This window comes from Arthrobacter sp. 260 (genome assembly GCF_013116745.1).
Classification (GTDB): domain Bacteria; phylum Actinomycetota; class Actinomycetes; order Actinomycetales; family Micrococcaceae; genus Arthrobacter_D.
Map to the genome: position 1 here is coordinate 36,234 of NZ_JABFOE010000015.1, position 16,020 is coordinate 52,253.

Consider the following 16,020-nt stretch of genomic DNA (forward strand, 5'->3'; position numbering starts at 1 on the left):
AGCGTAGTCGAGCACCCGGCCCTTTCAGGTACGCAGAAACAGACCTCAGGGGTGCTGAACTCGGACCCGGGGGCAGGACTAAAGAGCGATTGCGCGCTCAGTGAATTGCCTCACCCAATGCGCGCGTAGGCGACTACCATTGAAGGACACCACTTTAGGGAGCGTATGACCACGAGTAACGGGGAACCGGCCACGCCGGAACCGGAGATTGGCCCGGCCGAGATCCAGGCAGTCATCGACAGGATCCTGGCGAAAGACGAAGCAGCGTCCGCTAAGGCAGCGGGCAACCGCTTCGCCAGTGCCGCGACAGGCCAGGACGATGAACGGTCGTCCTACGACGGCGATCAACAGGACCTCGACGAGCGTCGCGCACTGCGTCGCGTCGCGGGGCTGTCGACCGAGCTGGAAGACGTCACCGAGGTCGAATACCGGCAGCTCCGTCTGGAGCGTGTCGTGTTGGCTGGGCTGTGGAGTGAAGGCACCGCCGAGGACGCCGAGAATTCGTTGCGGGAGCTGTCCGCCCTTGCCGCCACTGCCGGCTCCGAGGTGCTCGACGGGATCGTCCAGCGCCGCCTCAAGCCCGACCCCGGCACCTTCCTTGGCTCGGGCAAGGCCCAGGAGCTCAAGGACATCGTGGTGGCCACCGGGGCCGATACGGTGATCGTTGACAGTGAGCTTTCCCCCTCCCAGCGCCGCGGCCTGGAAGACATCGTCAAGGTCAAGGTCATCGACCGGACCGCCCTGATCCTGGATATCTTCGCTCAGCACGCCAAGTCCCGCGAGGGCAAGGCCCAGGTGGAACTCGCCCAGCTCGAGTACCTGTTGCCACGGCTGCGAGGCTGGGGCGATTCGATGTCCCGCCAGGCCGGTGGCCAGGTGGGCGGCGCCGGTGCGGGTATGGGTTCCCGTGGCCCCGGTGAAACGAAGATCGAACTGGACCGCAGGAAGATCCGCACCCGGATGGCGAAGCTGCGCCGGGAAATCAGCGGCATGAAGCCTGCCCGGGAAACCAAGCGTGCCAACCGCCGTCGGAATGAGATTCCCTCGGTAGCGATCGCCGGCTACACGAACGCGGGCAAGTCATCCCTGCTGAACCGCCTGACCGACGCCGGGGTGCTGGTGGAGAACGCACTGTTCGCCACCCTCGATCCCACGGTCCGGAAGGCCGAGACCGCCGACGGCCTCGGCTATACCCTGGCCGACACGGTCGGGTTCGTCAGGTCGCTGCCCACGCAGCTGGTCGAAGCGTTCCGGTCGACGTTGGAGGAGATCGCCGACTCGGACCTGATTCTTCACGTGGTGGATGTTTCCCACCCTGACCCGGAGGGCCAGATCGCTGCCGTCCGTGAGGTCCTCGCCGAGGTCGACGCCCGCAAGGTCCCCGAGATCATCGTCCTGAACAAGGCCGACGCCGCGGATCCTTTCGTCGTCGAGCGTTTGCGGCAGCGCGAACCGCGGCACGTGGTGGTCTCCGCCCGCACCGGACAGGGCATCGCCGAGCTGCTGGAAGCCGTCAGCGCTGCCATTCCCCGCCCCAGCGTGAAGCTCACCCTCCTGGTGCCCTACGAGCGCGGCGACGTCGTCAGCCGACTGCACCAGTCCGATGCCGAGATCCTCAACCTCGAGCATGTCGAGTCGGGGACCCGGCTCGACGTGATGGTGCGCGAGGGCCTCGCCGCTGACCTGGAGGAATTCCGCCAGCATGCCTGAGAGCGGTACCACTGGGCCGCTGGAACTCCTTGATGCAGCAGTCGAAGCCATGGGTGGCGAAAACCGCACCGGCCAACATGAGATGACCCAGCGGGTCGCCGAAGCGTTGAGCTCCGGCGACCATCTGCTGGTCCAGGCCGGAACAGGTACCGGCAAATCCCTCGCCTATCTCATCCCGCTGATCTCCCACGCCCTGACCCACGACAAACCGGCGATCGTGTCGACGGCGACCCTCGCCCTTCAGGCCCAGATTGTGGGCCGGGATGTGCCGCGGCTCCTGAAGGCATTGAAGGGCAAACTGCCGCGCCCGGTGGATGTCGTCCTGCTCAAGGGCCGCGGAAACTACGTGTGCAAACACAAGACCGGCGGCGGCTTCCCCGAGGAAGGCGCTCCCGACGCGCTCTTCAGCCTCGGCGAGGACACCTCTGCACCCCACCCGGCGGCGGGACCGGCCACACCGCTGGGCCGCGAGGTGGTCCGGCTCCGGGAATGGGCCGAGGAAACCGAGACGGGCGACCGCGACGAACTTACCCCCGGCGTCAGCGAGCAGGCCTGGCGGCAGGTGTCGGTCAGCAGCATGGAGTGTCTCGGCGCCCAGAAATGCCCGGTCGCCGCCGAGTGCTTCAGCGAGCGGGCCCGGGCCAAGGCAGGGGACGCGGACATCGTCATCACCAACCACGCCATGCTGGCCATCAGCGCGTTCGAAGGGCTGGCCGTCCTGCCCGAGTACGACGTCGTGGTCATCGATGAGGCCCATGAACTGCACGACAGGGTCACGGGTGCCGTCTCCGGTCAGCTTTCGACCGGGATGATCTCCGCCGCTGCCTCAGCGGCGCGCCGGCACCTGTCAGTGAGCGCGGAACCCCTGGACTCAGCGAACCGCTTCTTCGAATCGACTGTCGAGGGCATCCCCTCGGGCCTGATGGCTGCGGGCCTCACCGAGGACCAGGAATCCGCCATCACGCAGGTCCGCGAGGCCTGCCGTGCGGTGCTCTCCGATGCCAAGGGTGATGGACCGACCCCGGCAGACGGCGGCCGGCAGATGGCCAAATCCCATGTGATGGCCGTTTTTGAACTGTGTGAGCGACTGCTCACTGCGACTCCCGCCGGGGAAGTGCTGTGGGCGTCACGGCCCAGCACCTTTTCACCGGGTACCGGATACTCACAACCCGACGACGCCGCGCCCGCCACGATCAACATCGCGCCACTATCGGTGGCAGGGAAACTGCGGGAGGGCCTGTTCGCTGATCACACCGTGGTGTTGACCTCGGCGACCCTCGCCATCGGTGCCGAATTCGGACCGGTCGCCGGATCGCTCGGGCTGGTCGGGGCCTCTGCCCCCTCTTGGACGGGTGTCGACGTCGGCAGCCCGTTCGACTACCCGAAGCAGGGCGTCCTGTACGTGGCCAAGGACCTGCCCAAGCCCGAGCGCGGCACCTCGCCAGCCCAACTCGATGAGTTGGAAGTGCTTCTCAAAGCCTCCCGCGGTGGGGCGCTCGGGTTGTTCTCCTCCCGCCGCGCCGCCGAGGAGGCCGCCGAGGCATTGCGGCCGCGGGTCGACTTCGACATTCTGTGCCAGGGTGACTCGTCGATGTCCGCCCTGGTCAAGCAGTTCTCTGATGAGCCGGACACCTGCCTGTTCGGCACGATGTCGTTGTGGCAGGGGGTGGATGTGCCCGGCAGGTCCTGCCGGCTTGTCACCATCGACCGGATTCCATTTCCGCGGCCCGACGATCCCCTGATGACCGCCCGGACGAGGGCAGTGGCGAAGGCTGGCGGCAACGGCTTCATGAGTGTCTCCGCGACGCATGCGGCGGTGCGTCTGGCACAGGGTGCCGGACGCCTGATCCGTGCCACCGAGGACAAGGGTGTGGTGGCGATCCTGGACTCCAGGCTGGCCAACGCGCGGTACGGCTCGTTCCTGCGTGCCGCCCTACCGCCGTTCTGGTCCACCACCGACCGCGCGACGGCGGTAGGGGTCCTGGAGCGGCTGGCGGGGGAGCCCCGCTAGAGAGCGCGCATCACCGAGACGACCTTGCCCATGATGGTGGCCTGGTCGCCGAGAATCGGCTCGTACTGGGTGTTCTGTGGCAGCAGCCAGGTGTGGCCGTCGCGCTGGCGGAAGGTCTTCACCGTCGCCTCGTCATCGAGGAGCGCCGCCACGATGTCACCGTTCTGGGCCTCCTGCTGCCGACGGACCACCACCCAGTCTCCGTCGCAGATCGCAGCGTCGATCATCGAGTCCCCGTAGACGCGAAGCATGAACAGATCGCCGTGACCTACGAGCTGGCGCGGCAGCGGCATGACGTCCTCGACCATCTGGTCCGCGAGGACGGGTCCGCCAGCGGCAATCCGGCCGACCATTGGAACCATCGCAGCGTCGATGGCACCACGGATCTCGGTCGGTGCTCCCGCTGCGGTTCCCTCGGCCGCACCCGACTGGTCGTGGTCAAGGGTAAGGGGCAGCAGGATCTCCATCGCGCGAGGTCGCTTCGGATCACGCCGCAGGTACCCCATCCGCTCCAGCTGCGAGAGCTGGTGGGTGACGCTCGACAGGCTCGCGAGCCCCACCGTGTCTCCAATCTCGCGCATGGACGGGGGATAGCCGTTGGTGCCGATTGCCCGCTGGATGGTCTCCAGGATTTTCTTCTGGCGGGCGGTCATCCCCTTGGGCACCTGGCGCCCGCGAGGGCGGCCACGGGTGGGGAGGGCCGTGGGAACCCGGTCGGAAGTCTGTTCATCCAGTGGTCCGTCGGACTCTTTCACGGTCGCTGTCCCTTCGATAAGAATCCAGGTGACCCGGCGGATCCTGAGGTTTTCAGGGGCCGAGCTTATTTTGTCAGTGGCGGATGATGTGCTGATTTCTGCTGGAACCTAACCATCTTCCTTGCCCTAACGCTATGGGAGTTAGGACACGTTTTCAAACATTTGTTCGATCGTGTCTCGACAAAGTTCGTCAATGAGTGCTAAAAATAAACAAGCAGTAATTCGAAGATAAGTTCGAACAAAACGGTTCACCCGGTTTTACAGTCGAACAAGATCCCCGGCCCCAGTGGCCGGGCCCGGCCCAGCGCCGGAATCGAATGGACTGATTCGAGTACAGAGAGGTGTATCCATGTCTGTCATCACCACACACCAAGATTCCCCCGCCCGAGACACCAGCTCCACCAAACTGCGGCTCACGCGCCGCGGCAGGCTTCTGCTGGTCGGTCTGCCAATCGTGCTGCTGGCATCAGCCGCCCTCATGTTGTCTGGCTTCTTCAACTCCCCGGCAAAGGCCTCCAGCGAGCACGGTGATCTCACCCAGACCGTCAGCGTGAGCGTAGCCTCGGGCGAAACCATCTGGCACCTGGCCACCGAGTTTGCTCCGGAGCGTGACCCGCGCGATGTCGTGGCGGAGATTGTCGAATTGAACAGCCTCAGCACCTCGGTGCTGCAGGCGGGACAGCAGCTGGACATCCCGTCCGGACGGTAGCCGGCACCGCCTCCCGCGGGAGGCAACTTCAAGGGCAGCTCAAAGGGCAATTCACTGCCGGCACTTCAACGTGGCCAACCCGGTCCGCCAGCTTTCGGCCGCCGGTCCGGTGCGCGAGCGATTGTCCCGCCGGCCGGCCAGCGTGAAGTTGCTGGTCGGCCGATTCTGTACTGGAGGGGTCCGCGCTTAACCTTGAGAGGTGAGCGAACAGTTTGAGCGGTTGAGCCGATTGCCCCTACGCGACGATCTCCGGGGGAAGCACCCGTATGGTGCCCCCCAGTTGGACGTCCCAATCCTTCTGAACGTCAACGAAAACACCTACGGTGTCCCGGACGAGGTGCGTCAGGCAATCATCGCTGCTATCAGCGACGAAGTCGGCGGCCTGAACCGGTACCCGGACCGAGAGTTCACCGAGCTCCGCACCAACCTTGCCCAGTACCTTGGTCACGGACTGACTCCGGAGAACCTCTGGGCGGCGAACGGGTCCAACGAGGTGCTGCAGCACCTCCTGCAGGCGTTCGGTGGACCGGGCCGGTCCGCTATCGGCTTCCCGCCGACCTACTCCATGTATCCCCTCCTTGCCAGCAGCACCGGCACCCGTTATATCGCCGGGGACGGAAACGGTCAGTTCGATCTCAGTGCCGGGGACGCCGCCCGCCAGGTACGGGAGTCCAGGGCAAACATCGTCTTCCTTTGTTCCCCGAACAATCCCACTGGTTCCGCCCTCGGGCTGGACGTGGTCGAAGCCGTCTATGAGGCCAGCCAGGACGCCCAGGCGATCGTGATCGTTGATGAAGCCTACGCAGAGTTTGCCCACACCGGCACGGCCAGCGCCCTTACCCTGCTCGAGGGCCGCGAGCGGCTGGTGGTGTCCCGGACCATGAGCAAGGCCTTCGCAATGGCCGGAACCCGTCTCGGCTATCTGGCGTCCGCACCCGAGGTGGCCGATGCGCTGCGGCTGGTTCGCCTGCCGTATCACCTCTCGGCAGTGACCCAGGCGACCGCCAACGCCGCCCTCACCCACTCCGGGAAGCTGCTTGCCAATGTGGAGAACATCAAGGCGCAGCGGGACCGGATTGTCGACAGTCTGCGGGGGATGGGGCTGACACCGGTCGCCTCTGACGCCAACTTTGTGCTCTTCGGGGGACTCGAGGATCCACAACGTATCTGGCAGGGGCTGCTTGAGGCTGGCGTCCTGATCCGTGATGTCGGTATCCCTGGGCACCTGCGGGTTACGGCCGGTACCGAGACGGAAACCACAGTGTTCCTTGACGCCCTGGAGGCACTGCTGGGCGAGACCGTCTCCTAGACTGGTAGGTAGAACCGTGCCCAGCGACGCCGTGCGCTGTCGGCACGAACAACCGCACTGCCCGTTACCCATCCGCTATGACTAAGCGGACCCAACCAAGCGAACCCAACCAACCGAAGGACAGCCATGAGCGTGGAAACCACCGTCGGACGCACTGCGAGCCGGGAGCGGGCCACCAGTGAATCATCGGTCTTCGTCGAAGTGGATCTGGACGGAACCGGCCGCGCGGAGATCAGCACCTCGGTGCCGTTCTACGACCACATGCTGACCGCGCTGGCGAAGCACTCACTGATTGACCTCACAGTCCGCGCCACTGGGGACACCCACATTGACGTGCACCACACCGTCGAGGACGTAGCCATCACCCTCGGCGAAGTCCTCCGGGAGGCTCTGGGCACCAAGGCCGGGATCCGCAGGTTCGGCGAAGCCACGGTACCCCTTGATGAGGCGTTGGCAAACGCGGTCGTCGACATTTCAGGCAGGCCCTACCTGGTGCACACCGGCGAACCCGCAGGCCAGGAGTACCACCTGATCGGCGGACACTTCACCGGCTCGCTGACCCGCCACGTCTTCGAGGCCATCACCCTGCACGCCCAAATCTGCCTGCACATGACAGTCCTCGGCGGTCGGGATCCGCACCACATCGTGGAGGCCCAGTTCAAAGCCTTTGCCCGTGCCCTCAGGGCTGCTGTGGAGCCTGATCCACGGGTGGAGGGCATCCCGTCCACCAAGGGGGCGCTATGAGTGCCCCACGGGTCACGGTCCTTGACTACGGGTCCGGTAACATCCGGTCGGCGGTCCGCGCTCTGGAGCACGTCGGGGCCGAGGTTACCCTAAGTGCCAAGTCTGACGATGTCCTCAACGCCGACGGGCTGGTCGTCCCCGGTGTCGGTGCCTTCGCCACGGTGATGAAGGGGCTTAAGGACGTCGACGCCCTCCGCATGATCGGCCGACGCGTCGCTGGCGGCCGCCCGGTCCTGGGCATCTGCGTCGGACTGCAGATCCTCTTTGATGAGGGCGTTGAACACGGTGTCCGCTCCGCAGGAATGGGTGAATGGCCCGGAACTGTCGAACGGCTCCAGGCCGACGTTGTCCCCCACATGGGCTGGAACACCGTCAAGGCGCCCGCAGGGTCCCGGCTCTTTGACGGGATCGACGACGAACGGTTCTACTTCGTGCACTCCTACGGGGTGCAGCAGTGGAACTTCGACGTCACCCAGCCTGCCATGAAGCCGCCGCTGGTGACCTGGGCGGACCATGGCGGCCCGTTCATCGCGGCCGTCGAAAACGGTCCGCTGAGCGCCACCCAGTTCCACCCCGAAAAATCCGGCGACGCCGGGGCTGCCCTGCTGTCGAACTGGACCGCGGGGCTGCGCTAGCCATGTGGAGCATAGTGCTGATGGGACTGGCCGGCCTGCTGATCGGTGGGGCCATCTCCTTCCGGCGGCAGGAACTGCCCAAGTTTTTGATCATCAGCTTTTGGGTCCTCGCAGGGATGGCCCTGCTCGGCGCCTACCTGCTGACCTTGACCGACACCTGATCTTCCAGACATCCGACAGCTACGAAAGAGTCTAAACACCTGATGAGCCCCTTTACCGAATCACCCATCCTTGAGCTCCTCCCGGCCGTCGACGTGGTCGATGGTCAAGCCGTCCGTCTGGTGCAGGGCGAGGCAGGCAGCGAAACCGGCTACGGCGACGCCCTCGAAGCAGCGCTCGCCTGGCAGAACGATGGCGCGGAGTGGGTCCACCTGGTGGACCTGGATGCCGCGTTTGGCCGGGGATCCAACAGGGACCTGCTGAGCCGCGTGGTCAACCAGCTCGATATCAAGGTGGAGCTCTCCGGTGGTATCAGGGATGACGCCAGCCTCGATGCGGCACTTGAGCTCGGTGCACACCGGGTGAACCTCGGCACCGCAGCGCTTGAAGACCCGGCATGGACCGCCTCCGCCATCGCCCGCTACGGCGACAAGATCGCCGTCGGCCTGGACGTGCGCGGCACCACCCTCGCAGCCCGCGGCTGGACCCAGGAGGGCGGGGACCTGTGGGAGGTGTTGCAGCGCCTCGAAGACGCCGGCTGCTCCAGGTATGTCGTCACCGATGTCACCAAGGATGGAACACTCCGCGGACCGAACCTTGAACTCCTTCAGCAGGTGCTGGAACGCACCTCGCAGCCGGTCGTGGCCTCCGGCGGCATCTCCAGCCTGGAAGACCTCGCCGCGCTGCGCCAACTGGTCCCGCAGGGACTGGAAGGAGCGATTGTCGGCAAGGCACTCTACGCGGGGGCATTCACCCTGCCGCAGGCGCTCGACATTGCCGGCCACCCGGCGCCGCGCGTGTGAGCGAACGGCACCTCCCAGCGCACATTGCCGCGGCCCTCGCCGGCAATACCGTCGACTCTGCCGGGCAGGCCTGGGAAGGCCGTGATCTGAGCGGTGACGGGAACCCGCTGCACAACTTCGACGACGACGACGGCGCCGCCCCACCCGCCTACGCTGCAGCACTCAACCGGCTGTTGACCGGAGACGGTGACGAGGCGGCGGTGCTCGCAGCGCTGGCCGGAGTCCGTGTCTTCGTCCCCGTGGTCGCCCAACTGGCGGACGAGGGAGGCCACGCACATGCTGGGGACAAGGAAGCCGACATGGCCCTCGTGACCCTCAAGGCACCCGATGGCCGAACTGCACTGCCTGTGTTCAGCTCCACCGCTGCGCTCACCGCATGGCACCCGGAGGCGAGGCCCGTGGCGGTCTATGCACCCCGTGCAGCCCTCTCGGCGGTGGCTGACAACTCGGAGTTGCTGGTCATTGATCCCGGGTCGCATTTTACTTTCGTGGTCCGTCGGCCCGCCGTCTGGGCTCTGGCCCAACAGGTCCCCTGGATACCCGCCTACAGTGACCCGCGGATCGCCGAACTGGTCGCCCTGGCCACCGGCGAGGAACCTGCCGTCCTGCGGGTGGCCGTCGGACCCGGCAGCGGGGTCCCAGCCCGCGCGGCAGACGGTACACTGGCATCCGGCGGCGGCCCCGGGCCCGAGGTGCGACTACAGATCACCCTCCGTGACGGACTGGCCGAAGACGCCGTCCGCACAGTGGTCCAGCGGCTTCAGGACAACCTGCGCGGCAATACAGAATTTGTGGAACGGGTCGACTCCCTTGAGGTGATGCTGACCCGCTGAGAACGTGCGGGCGGACCCGCAGAAGAGTGAACACAGTGAACTTTGCCCTCTACCGGGAACTCCTTCGCATCGTCCCGGTGCGGCGTCTGCTCATCGTGGGGATGATCGCCCGCTTCCCGCATTCAGCGGCGGGCGTTCTACTGACCCTGCACGTGGTGCAGACCCTCGACCGCGGCTATGCAGAGGCTGGCGCCGTCGCCGCCCTACTGACAATTGGCATCGCTGTCGGTGCGCCCTGGCGTGGCCGCCGGGTCGACAGTGCTGGACTCCGGAAAGCCCTCATCCCTTCGGTCATCGCCGAGGCGGTGATCTGGTCGGTTGCGCCCCAGCTGCCCTACGAATGGCTGCTCCTCGCAGCGCTGGTCGGCGGCCTGTTTACCCTGCCTGCCTTTTCGGTGGTCAGGCAATCCCTCGGCGTCATGGTCACCGGCGAGAAGCGCCGGACCGCGTTCACCCTCGACGCCATCGGCACCGAAATGATCTTCATGGTCGGCCCCGCGCTGGGGGTGATCCTGGCAACCCAGGTCTCCACGGTGCTGGGACTCACCCTCGTTGGTCTGGCCACCGCCGGGGCAGGCCTATTCCTGATGTGGTTCAACCCGCCCACCCGCACCGATCAGCTTGGCGCCTCCACGTCGGCGCCCTCCGAGGCGGAAGACGAGGCCGCCGCCGTTGGAGCGCTGGTCGCTGCGGCCCCTGCCCACGTCACCGAGGCATCAGCTGAGCTTTACCCGGGTGGACGGACCGCCGCCGGGCGGACGGCCCTGAAGGATCGGATGGCCGGGAGCTTTGCATGGCTTTCAATTGCTGTGGCGGTAGTCCTGGTGGTTGCCGCAGGGGCGGGACTGGTGCTGGCCGGGACCGAGGTTGGCATCGTGGCAGCGCTCGAGGAGACGGGACGGGAGGGCGAACTCGGGCTTGTCTTCGCCGCCTGGTGTGCAGCGTCAGTAGTTGGTGGTCTGGTCTACGGAGCACTCCGCCGGCCGGTGTCACCCCTGGTGCTGTTGCTGCTGATGGGTCTGTTCACCATTCCGATGGGGTTCGCAGAGAACACGCTTGCACTGTGCCTGCTGTCAATCCTGCCCGGTCTGTTGTGCGCACCGGTGCTGTCCGCCGCATCGGAACGGGTGGCGGATCTGGTGGTCGAGGAACGCCGGGGTGAAGCAATGGGCTGGTACGGCTCGGCCCTGACCTCGGGTGTGGCGCTCGGCGCACCGTTGGCAGGCATCACCATTGACACGGTCGGACCTTCCGCTGCGTTCACCACCGTCGGGGCCGTCGCAGTCACTATTTGCGTGCTTGGCCTTGCCGCCCAGCAGGTTCGACGCCGACGGGCGAACTCACCGCTCGGACGCGGGTAGCCCACCGGATCATTCGGCGGGCAGATGACCTGCCCGCCGATGGATCCGACGGATAACCGAAGGCTAGTTGACGGCGCCGGTGAACTTCTCGCCGGGACCCTTCCCGGGGGCATCCTGAATGACCGATGCCTCACGAAACGCCAGCTGGAGCGAGCGCAGGCCGTCGCGCAGGGGACCGGCGTGCTGACCGCCGATCTCCGGCGCGGCGGCGGTGACAAACCCGGCGAGGGCGGTAATGATCTTCCGTGCCTCGTCCAGATCCTTGAGCTCCTCGGCGTCGTCGCCTTCGGCCAGACCGCACTTCACCGCAGCGGCACTCATCAGGTGCAGCGCGCTCGTCATGATGAGTTCGACGGCGCTCACCTCGGCGATGTCGCGCCGAACCTGGCGGCCGTCGTCGTCAGTTGGCTGCCCGGCGGCACTGGGCTGGGCTGATTCGCCGTCAGTGCTGGCGGAATCGCCGTTGTCGGTGGGGGACGGGAAAACGTTGCGGGCGCTGTCTGGATTACTGGCGGGGGTGCTCATGCTGGTAAGCTTGTCACAGACCGACTGGAGGTCGCTATTTTCTGCGCCCGCACGGGACATGAAAAAGATCACTTCCAGTTTGCAAGCGGAGTCCTCTCCCACCCGCGATTGCCAGGTGTTTCGTTTCGAAGCATGGTGGCAGCCGGGTAAAAGGTCGGTGCGTACGGCGCAGGAATATCTTCCTGGCAGTACAGCCCCACTGTAGTGGGCTCACCGATCATTGAGGCCTCTGATTGCACTGCAATCGGGGGCCTTCTTCTTTTGCAGCTGGTAACACTTCATAAGATTTCAGGAGCAACACATTAGCGAGCCAAGAATCAATGATCGTATCCGCGTCCCTGAGGTGCGGTTGGTAGGACCTGCGGGCGAACAGGTAGGCATCGTCCGTATTGAGGATGCTCTCCGTCTTGCCTCCGAGTCAGACCTTGATCTTGTTGAGGTTGCACCGCAGGCCAAGCCTCCGGTTGCCAAGCTGATGGATTTTGGCAAGTACAAGTACGAAGCCGCTGTTAAGGCACGTGAGGCGCGCAAGAACCAGACGAATACCGTTCTCAAGGAGATCCGGTTCCGGCTGAAGATTGACACCCACGACTACGAGACCAAGCGCGGACACGCGATGCGTTTCCTGGGCGCCGGTGACAAGGTCAAGGCCATGATCCAGTTCCGTGGACGTGAGCAGCAGCGCCCGGAGATGGGTATCCGCCTGCTCCAGAAGTTCGCTGAAGACGTTGCCGAGGTCGGCATCGTGGAGTCGACCCCACGGATCGACGGCCGCAACATGGTGATGGTCATCGGGCCAGTCAAGAACAAGGCTGAGGCGAAGGCCGAAGCTCGACGCGCCACCCAGCGGGCTGACGCCAAGGCGGCGAACGAGGCTGTGAAGGCTGGCACGGAGAAGGTTGACACCACTCCGGACAAGGCGCCGATGACCCAGAGCCTTGCCGACCTGCTTCCTGACGGCTACTCGACGACGGCCTCGCAGGAGGCTGCCGAAGAAGCGGCTGCGCAGAAAGTGATCGACGCCGAGGTTGCCGCCAAGGAGGCTGCTGCCCAGGAGATCGTCGACCGCGAGAAGGCAGTTCAGGACAAGGCGGACAAGGAAGCTGCGGCTGCCAAGGCGGCGAAGGCTGCTGAGAAGGCCGCCGCCGAGGCTCCCAAAGCCCCGGCCAAGCCTAAAACGGCAGAGAAGCCAGCGGCGGCTGCCAAGCCTGCCGCAGCGCCGAAGCCCATGGCAACCCCGAAGCCAATGGCGATGCCCAAGTTATCAACACCAAAGCCTGCCAGCAAGGCTGCTCCCCGGAGCACGCCGAGCCGGCCTAAGCCAGGAACCTCCGACTAGGGATCACGATCCCCGGAGCCACCAGGCGCCCTAATAAACCCGCAGGCACCCCCGCGGGTGCCGTACGAACCGTCCGCAGTTGCGGGCGGAAACCAAAGGAGATCGGTTCTCATGCCGAAGATGAAGACCCACAGCGGTGTCAAGAAGCGTTTCAAGCTGACCGGAAGCGGCAAGCTCAAGCGCCAGCAGGCCAACCGCCGTCACTACCTGGAGCACAAGCCCTCCACCCTGACGCGCCGTCTCGGCAGCGACAAGATCGTCTCGAAGGCCGACACCAAGGTCATCAAAAAGATGCTGGGCATCTAACTCACCAACCAACTTAACCGGGACTTGCCCAGTGCACTGCGGATTGCAGGACAGGGCAACACCTACGAAGTTCCGGTAGATCTACTGAAGGAGTACGCACGTGGCACGTGTGAAGCGGGCGGTAAACGCCCATAAGAAGCGTCGGGTCATTCTCGAGCGGGCGAAGGGTTACCGGGGGCAGCGCTCACGCCTGTACCGCAAGGCCAAAGAGCAGCTCCTGCACTCGTTTGTCTACAGCTACGGCGACCGCCGCAAGCGCAAAGGTGACTTCCGTCGCCTCTGGATCCAGCGCATCAACGCTGCATCCCGCGCCAACGGCCTCACCTACAACCGTCTGATCCAGGGTCTGAAGGCCGCTGAGATCCAGGTTGACCGCCGTATGCTGGCCGAGCTTGCAGTCTCCGACGCCAATGCGTTCTCCGCACTGGTACAGATTGCCAAGGATTCGCTGCCTGCCGACACGTCGGCACCAGCCGGTGCCGAGGCCTCATCGGCCAAGGCACCGAAAAAGGCACCCGCCAAGGCATAGCCTGACGGCTCTGGCGTAACGCCCTCGGGGTCCGGGCTGACCGGATTACTGGGAAAACTGAATAACTGAGAACATCAGTACATGACTAACACCGGACGCCCCGCGGCACCGCCCATGACCAATCCCCGAGCTGATCGGGTGAAGGAAGTGGCACGGCTCGCGGGGCGTCCGGCCCGTTTAAGGCAGGGCAGGTTTCTCGCCGAAGGGCCGCAGTCCGTCCGTGAGGCACTGAGCCTGCACTCCACTCGGCATGCTGCGGGGGAGCCCGCAGTGATCGAGGAACTGTTCATCACCGAGGAGTGCCTCGATCGGCATGCTGAGCTGGGCCTTTTTGAGGGCCAACCCGTACCCCGGCTGGTTACCGAGGAGGTCCTCGCGGCGATGTCCTCGACAGTGACCCCCCAGGGTGTCATCGCCGTCTGCGCCTTTGTTGACGTGGCGCTGGATACCGTGCTCGCGGGTAAGCCCCAGCTGGTTGCGGTAATGGTTGAGGTCCGCGATCCCGGCAACGCGGGTACGATCCTACGGGCGGCCGATTCGGCCGGGGCCGACGCGGTGGTGCTGACGTCGTCGTCAGTTGACCTGTACAACCCGAAAGCGGTCCGGTCTACTGTGGGGTCGCTGTTCCACCTCCCTGTGGTGATTGGGGCCGACCTGGAGTTGGTGCTTTCCTCCCTGCGGGAAAGCGGGATCACTGTGCTGGCGGCCGATGGGTACGGCGACGTGGACCTCGATGTCCTGCAGGAGGGGAGCGCCCGACGACGGCTGGCACCCGGCAGCGACGACCAGGGTGCCGGCGGGGCGCGCCTGGAGGCTCCGACAGCATGGCTGTTCGGCAATGAGGCGCAGGGCCTTCCCGACGACGTCCTGCGCGGGGCCGATCACCGGGTGTCAGTGCCAATCTACGGTCGGGCAGAGAGCCTCAACGTCGGCACCGCTGCCACCGTGTGCCTCTACGCGTCTGCCAGGGCGCAGCGCCTCAGCTGACCGATACCCGTTCGGCGGGCTCGGTCGCCGCAGCCCGGGTGCGCCGGTCAATGCGGCCGCTGGCCAGTGCGACACCGAGGCCGATTGCTGCGAGCACCGCACCGACCAGTGCTGGGGCGGTGTACCCCCAGCCAAGTTCGATGACGACGCCTCCGAGGAACGCCCCCAGTGCATTGGCGGTGTTGAGGGCGGCGTGATTCAGGGAGGACGCGAGCGACGGCGCGTCGGGGGAGACGTCGAGCAACCGGATCTGGAGCGATGGGATGAGCATCGCGCCGATCGCACCGACCAGGAAGACGAACAGCAGCGCCGTCGGCGCCCACTGGACGGCGAAGGAGAAGGCCACCAGCGTGAGGGCGATGACGCCCATCACCCAGTAGATAGTGCCCATGACCGAGATGTCCGCGAGGCGTCCACCAATAATGTTTCCGGTCACCATGCCGAGTCCGTAGAGCGCGACGACGATCGGGAGGGTCGTCGACGGAAGTCCCGTCACCTCGGTCATGGTGGGGGAGATGTAGGAGTAGACGGCGAAGAAGCCGCCAAAGCCGACTATGCCGATGAGCAGTGTCATCCAGACCTGGAGATGCTTCAGTGCGCCCAGTTCGCCCCGGATCGAGGCACCCTTCTTGACCTGCAGGTGGGGGACGCTGCGCATGATCATGATGATGGTGAGCACTCCGATTGCTCCGACCAGCAGGAACATGGTGCGCCAGCCGAAGATCTGGCCCAGCCAGGTCGCGATCGGCACACCGATCACGTTGGCGATGCTCAGCCCCAGCATCACCATGGCGACGGCGTGTGCCCGCCGGGTCGGTGCTGAGAGCGAGGCGGCGATCACCGCTGCCAGACCAAAGTAGGCGCCGTGCGGCAGACCTGACAGGAAACGGGACAGCAGGAGCCAGCCGTACTCGCTGGCAAAGTAGGACGACAGGTTGCCGACGGTGAATACGACCATCAGCCCGATGACCATTCCCTTGCGGGGTAGCCGTGCGCCCAGGGCGGCGAGCAGGGGTGCGCCGACGACGACGCCGATCGCGTAGGCGGAGATGACGTGTCCGCCCTCGCTGTCGCTGATATTGAGGGCCCCGGTCATCTCGCCCAGGAGCCCCATGATGGCGAACTCGGTGGTTCCGATTCCGAAACCGCCCATCGCCAGGGCGAGGATGGCAAGGTTCAACTGCCGTGGGGACAAGGGGGAAGAGCGTCGGACATCAGACATGGAACTCGATTCGGCGGCATGGTGTGTAAAAGGAGGCGAAGTCCTGTAGGCGCAACGCGTCGACGCCGTTGTCTATTTCAACT

The 16,020-nt window shown here is 65.3% G+C and carries 17 protein-coding genes; 14 read left to right on the forward strand and 3 right to left on the reverse strand.

Translation table 11 applies throughout. From position 1 onward, the window contains the following. Nucleotides 1-165: 165 nt before the first annotated feature. On the forward strand, nucleotides 166-1,710 hold the full coding sequence (hflX, locus tag HMI57_RS15385) for a GTPase HflX (protein ID WP_171586886.1): 1,545 nt from the start codon (nucleotides 166-168) through the stop codon (nucleotides 1,708-1,710). Continuing rightward, nucleotides 1,703-3,721: an ATP-dependent DNA helicase gene (locus tag HMI57_RS15390; RefSeq protein ID WP_171586887.1), complete on the forward strand. Its 2,019-nt coding sequence runs from the start codon at nucleotides 1,703-1,705 to the stop codon at nucleotides 3,719-3,721. The genes hflX and HMI57_RS15390 overlap by 8 nt, the downstream gene beginning before the upstream one ends. Here HMI57_RS15390 and lexA read toward each other — a convergent pair. After that, nucleotides 3,718-4,374 (reverse strand): transcriptional repressor LexA, encoded by a 657-nt coding sequence (gene lexA, locus HMI57_RS15395; RefSeq protein WP_216607593.1) that lies wholly within the window; start codon nucleotides 4,372-4,374, stop codon nucleotides 3,718-3,720. The genes HMI57_RS15390 and lexA overlap by 4 nt on opposite strands. Before the next feature lie 451 nt (nucleotides 4,375-4,825). On the opposite strand from lexA, the gene HMI57_RS15400 reads away from it, so the two are divergent. From HMI57_RS15400 to HMI57_RS15435, 8 genes are all read left to right on the forward strand, one after another. Beyond that, a complete protein-coding gene (locus tag HMI57_RS15400; protein WP_171586888.1) occupies nucleotides 4,826-5,185 on the forward strand; it encodes a LysM peptidoglycan-binding domain-containing protein in 360 nt (119 codons plus the stop codon). Between the two features lie 199 nt (nucleotides 5,186-5,384). Then, entirely contained in the window at nucleotides 5,385-6,494 is a 1,110-nt protein-coding gene (locus tag HMI57_RS15405) for a histidinol-phosphate transaminase (RefSeq protein WP_171586889.1), read from the forward strand. Between the two features lie 126 nt (nucleotides 6,495-6,620). After that, nucleotides 6,621-7,238, forward strand: coding sequence for an imidazoleglycerol-phosphate dehydratase HisB (gene hisB, locus HMI57_RS15410; protein WP_171586890.1), 618 nt, complete (start codon nucleotides 6,621-6,623; stop codon nucleotides 7,236-7,238). Further along, the gene (gene hisH, locus HMI57_RS15415) at nucleotides 7,235-7,873 is read left to right on the forward strand and encodes an imidazole glycerol phosphate synthase subunit HisH (RefSeq protein ID WP_171586891.1); all 639 of its coding nucleotides are present in this window, start codon (nucleotides 7,235-7,237) and stop codon (nucleotides 7,871-7,873) included. Before hisB ends, hisH begins: the two co-directional genes overlap by 4 nt. Before the next feature lie 20 nt (nucleotides 7,874-7,893). After that, on the forward strand, nucleotides 7,894-8,034 hold the full coding sequence (locus HMI57_RS15420; RefSeq protein ID WP_171586854.1) for a hypothetical protein: 141 nt from the start codon (nucleotides 7,894-7,896) through the stop codon (nucleotides 8,032-8,034). Between the two features lie 42 nt (nucleotides 8,035-8,076). Further along, nucleotides 8,077-8,835 carry a bifunctional 1-(5-phosphoribosyl)-5-((5-phosphoribosylamino)methylideneamino)imidazole-4-carboxamide isomerase/phosphoribosylanthranilate isomerase PriA gene (gene priA / locus HMI57_RS15425; RefSeq protein ID WP_171586892.1) on the forward strand — a complete coding sequence of 253 codons (759 nt, stop codon included), beginning with the start codon at nucleotides 8,077-8,079 and terminating at the stop codon, nucleotides 8,833-8,835. Next, a complete protein-coding gene (locus HMI57_RS15430) occupies nucleotides 8,832-9,668 on the forward strand; it encodes an SseB family protein (protein WP_346655233.1) in 837 nt (278 codons plus the stop codon). The genes priA and HMI57_RS15430 overlap by 4 nt, the downstream gene beginning before the upstream one ends. A gap of 35 nt (nucleotides 9,669-9,703) precedes the next feature. Beyond that, on the forward strand, nucleotides 9,704-11,029 hold the full coding sequence (locus HMI57_RS15435) for an MFS transporter (protein ID WP_171586893.1): 1,326 nt from the start codon (nucleotides 9,704-9,706) through the stop codon (nucleotides 11,027-11,029). Nucleotides 11,030-11,092: 63 nt separating this feature from the next. Here the strand turns inward: HMI57_RS15435 and HMI57_RS15440 are convergent, their stop codons facing one another. Further along, nucleotides 11,093-11,554 carry a DUF1844 domain-containing protein gene (locus HMI57_RS15440; RefSeq protein ID WP_171586894.1) on the reverse strand — a complete coding sequence of 154 codons (462 nt, stop codon included), beginning with the start codon at nucleotides 11,552-11,554 and terminating at the stop codon, nucleotides 11,093-11,095. 316 nt (nucleotides 11,555-11,870) lie between these two features. Between HMI57_RS15440 and infC the strand changes: the two genes are divergently transcribed. The 4 genes from infC (at nucleotide 11,871) to HMI57_RS15460 (ending at nucleotide 14,715) form a co-directional block, all read left to right on the forward strand. Further along, nucleotides 11,871-12,893 carry a translation initiation factor IF-3 gene (infC, locus tag HMI57_RS15445; RefSeq protein WP_346655237.1) on the forward strand — a complete coding sequence of 341 codons (1,023 nt, stop codon included), beginning with the start codon at nucleotides 11,871-11,873 and terminating at the stop codon, nucleotides 12,891-12,893. 111 nt (nucleotides 12,894-13,004) lie between these two features. Then, nucleotides 13,005-13,199 (forward strand): 50S ribosomal protein L35, encoded by a 195-nt coding sequence (gene rpmI / locus HMI57_RS15450; protein WP_019483418.1) that lies wholly within the window; start codon nucleotides 13,005-13,007, stop codon nucleotides 13,197-13,199. A gap of 100 nt (nucleotides 13,200-13,299) precedes the next feature. Next, a complete protein-coding gene (rplT, locus tag HMI57_RS15455) occupies nucleotides 13,300-13,728 on the forward strand; it encodes a 50S ribosomal protein L20 (protein ID WP_171586895.1) in 429 nt (142 codons plus the stop codon). 81 nt (nucleotides 13,729-13,809) lie between these two features. After that, nucleotides 13,810-14,715 (forward strand): RNA methyltransferase, encoded by a 906-nt coding sequence (locus HMI57_RS15460; protein WP_171586896.1) that lies wholly within the window; start codon nucleotides 13,810-13,812, stop codon nucleotides 14,713-14,715. Here the strand turns inward: HMI57_RS15460 and HMI57_RS15465 are convergent. After that, nucleotides 14,708-15,937, reverse strand: coding sequence for an MFS transporter (locus tag HMI57_RS15465; RefSeq protein ID WP_171586897.1), 1,230 nt, complete (start codon nucleotides 15,935-15,937; stop codon nucleotides 14,708-14,710). The two genes, HMI57_RS15460 and HMI57_RS15465, sit on opposite strands and share 8 nt — an antisense overlap. Nucleotides 15,938-16,020 lie beyond the last annotated feature (83 nt).

Coding starts and splice junctions, on each gene's coding strand:
- hflX (WP_171586886.1), top strand. CDS start 166: ATGACCACGAGTAACGGGGAACCGGCCACGCCGGAACCGGAGATTGGC.
- HMI57_RS15390 (WP_171586887.1), top strand. CDS start 1,703: ATGCCTGAGAGCGGTACCACTGGGCCGCTGGAACTCCTTGATGCAGCA.
- lexA (WP_216607593.1), bottom strand. CDS start 4,374: ATGACCGCCCGCCAGAAGAAAATCCTGGAGACCATCCAGCGGGCAATC.
- HMI57_RS15400 (WP_171586888.1), top strand. CDS start 4,826: ATGTCTGTCATCACCACACACCAAGATTCCCCCGCCCGAGACACCAGC.
- hisB (WP_171586890.1), top strand. CDS start 6,621: ATGAGCGTGGAAACCACCGTCGGACGCACTGCGAGCCGGGAGCGGGCC.
- hisH (WP_171586891.1), top strand. CDS start 7,235: ATGAGTGCCCCACGGGTCACGGTCCTTGACTACGGGTCCGGTAACATC.
- HMI57_RS15420 (WP_171586854.1), top strand. CDS start 7,894: ATGGGACTGGCCGGCCTGCTGATCGGTGGGGCCATCTCCTTCCGGCGG.
- priA (WP_171586892.1), top strand. CDS start 8,077: ATGAGCCCCTTTACCGAATCACCCATCCTTGAGCTCCTCCCGGCCGTC.
- HMI57_RS15440 (WP_171586894.1), bottom strand. CDS start 11,554: ATGAGCACCCCCGCCAGTAATCCAGACAGCGCCCGCAACGTTTTCCCG.
- rpmI (WP_019483418.1), top strand. CDS start 13,005: ATGCCGAAGATGAAGACCCACAGCGGTGTCAAGAAGCGTTTCAAGCTG.
- HMI57_RS15460 (WP_171586896.1), top strand. CDS start 13,810: ATGACTAACACCGGACGCCCCGCGGCACCGCCCATGACCAATCCCCGA.
- HMI57_RS15465 (WP_171586897.1), bottom strand. CDS start 15,937: ATGTCTGATGTCCGACGCTCTTCCCCCTTGTCCCCACGGCAGTTGAAC.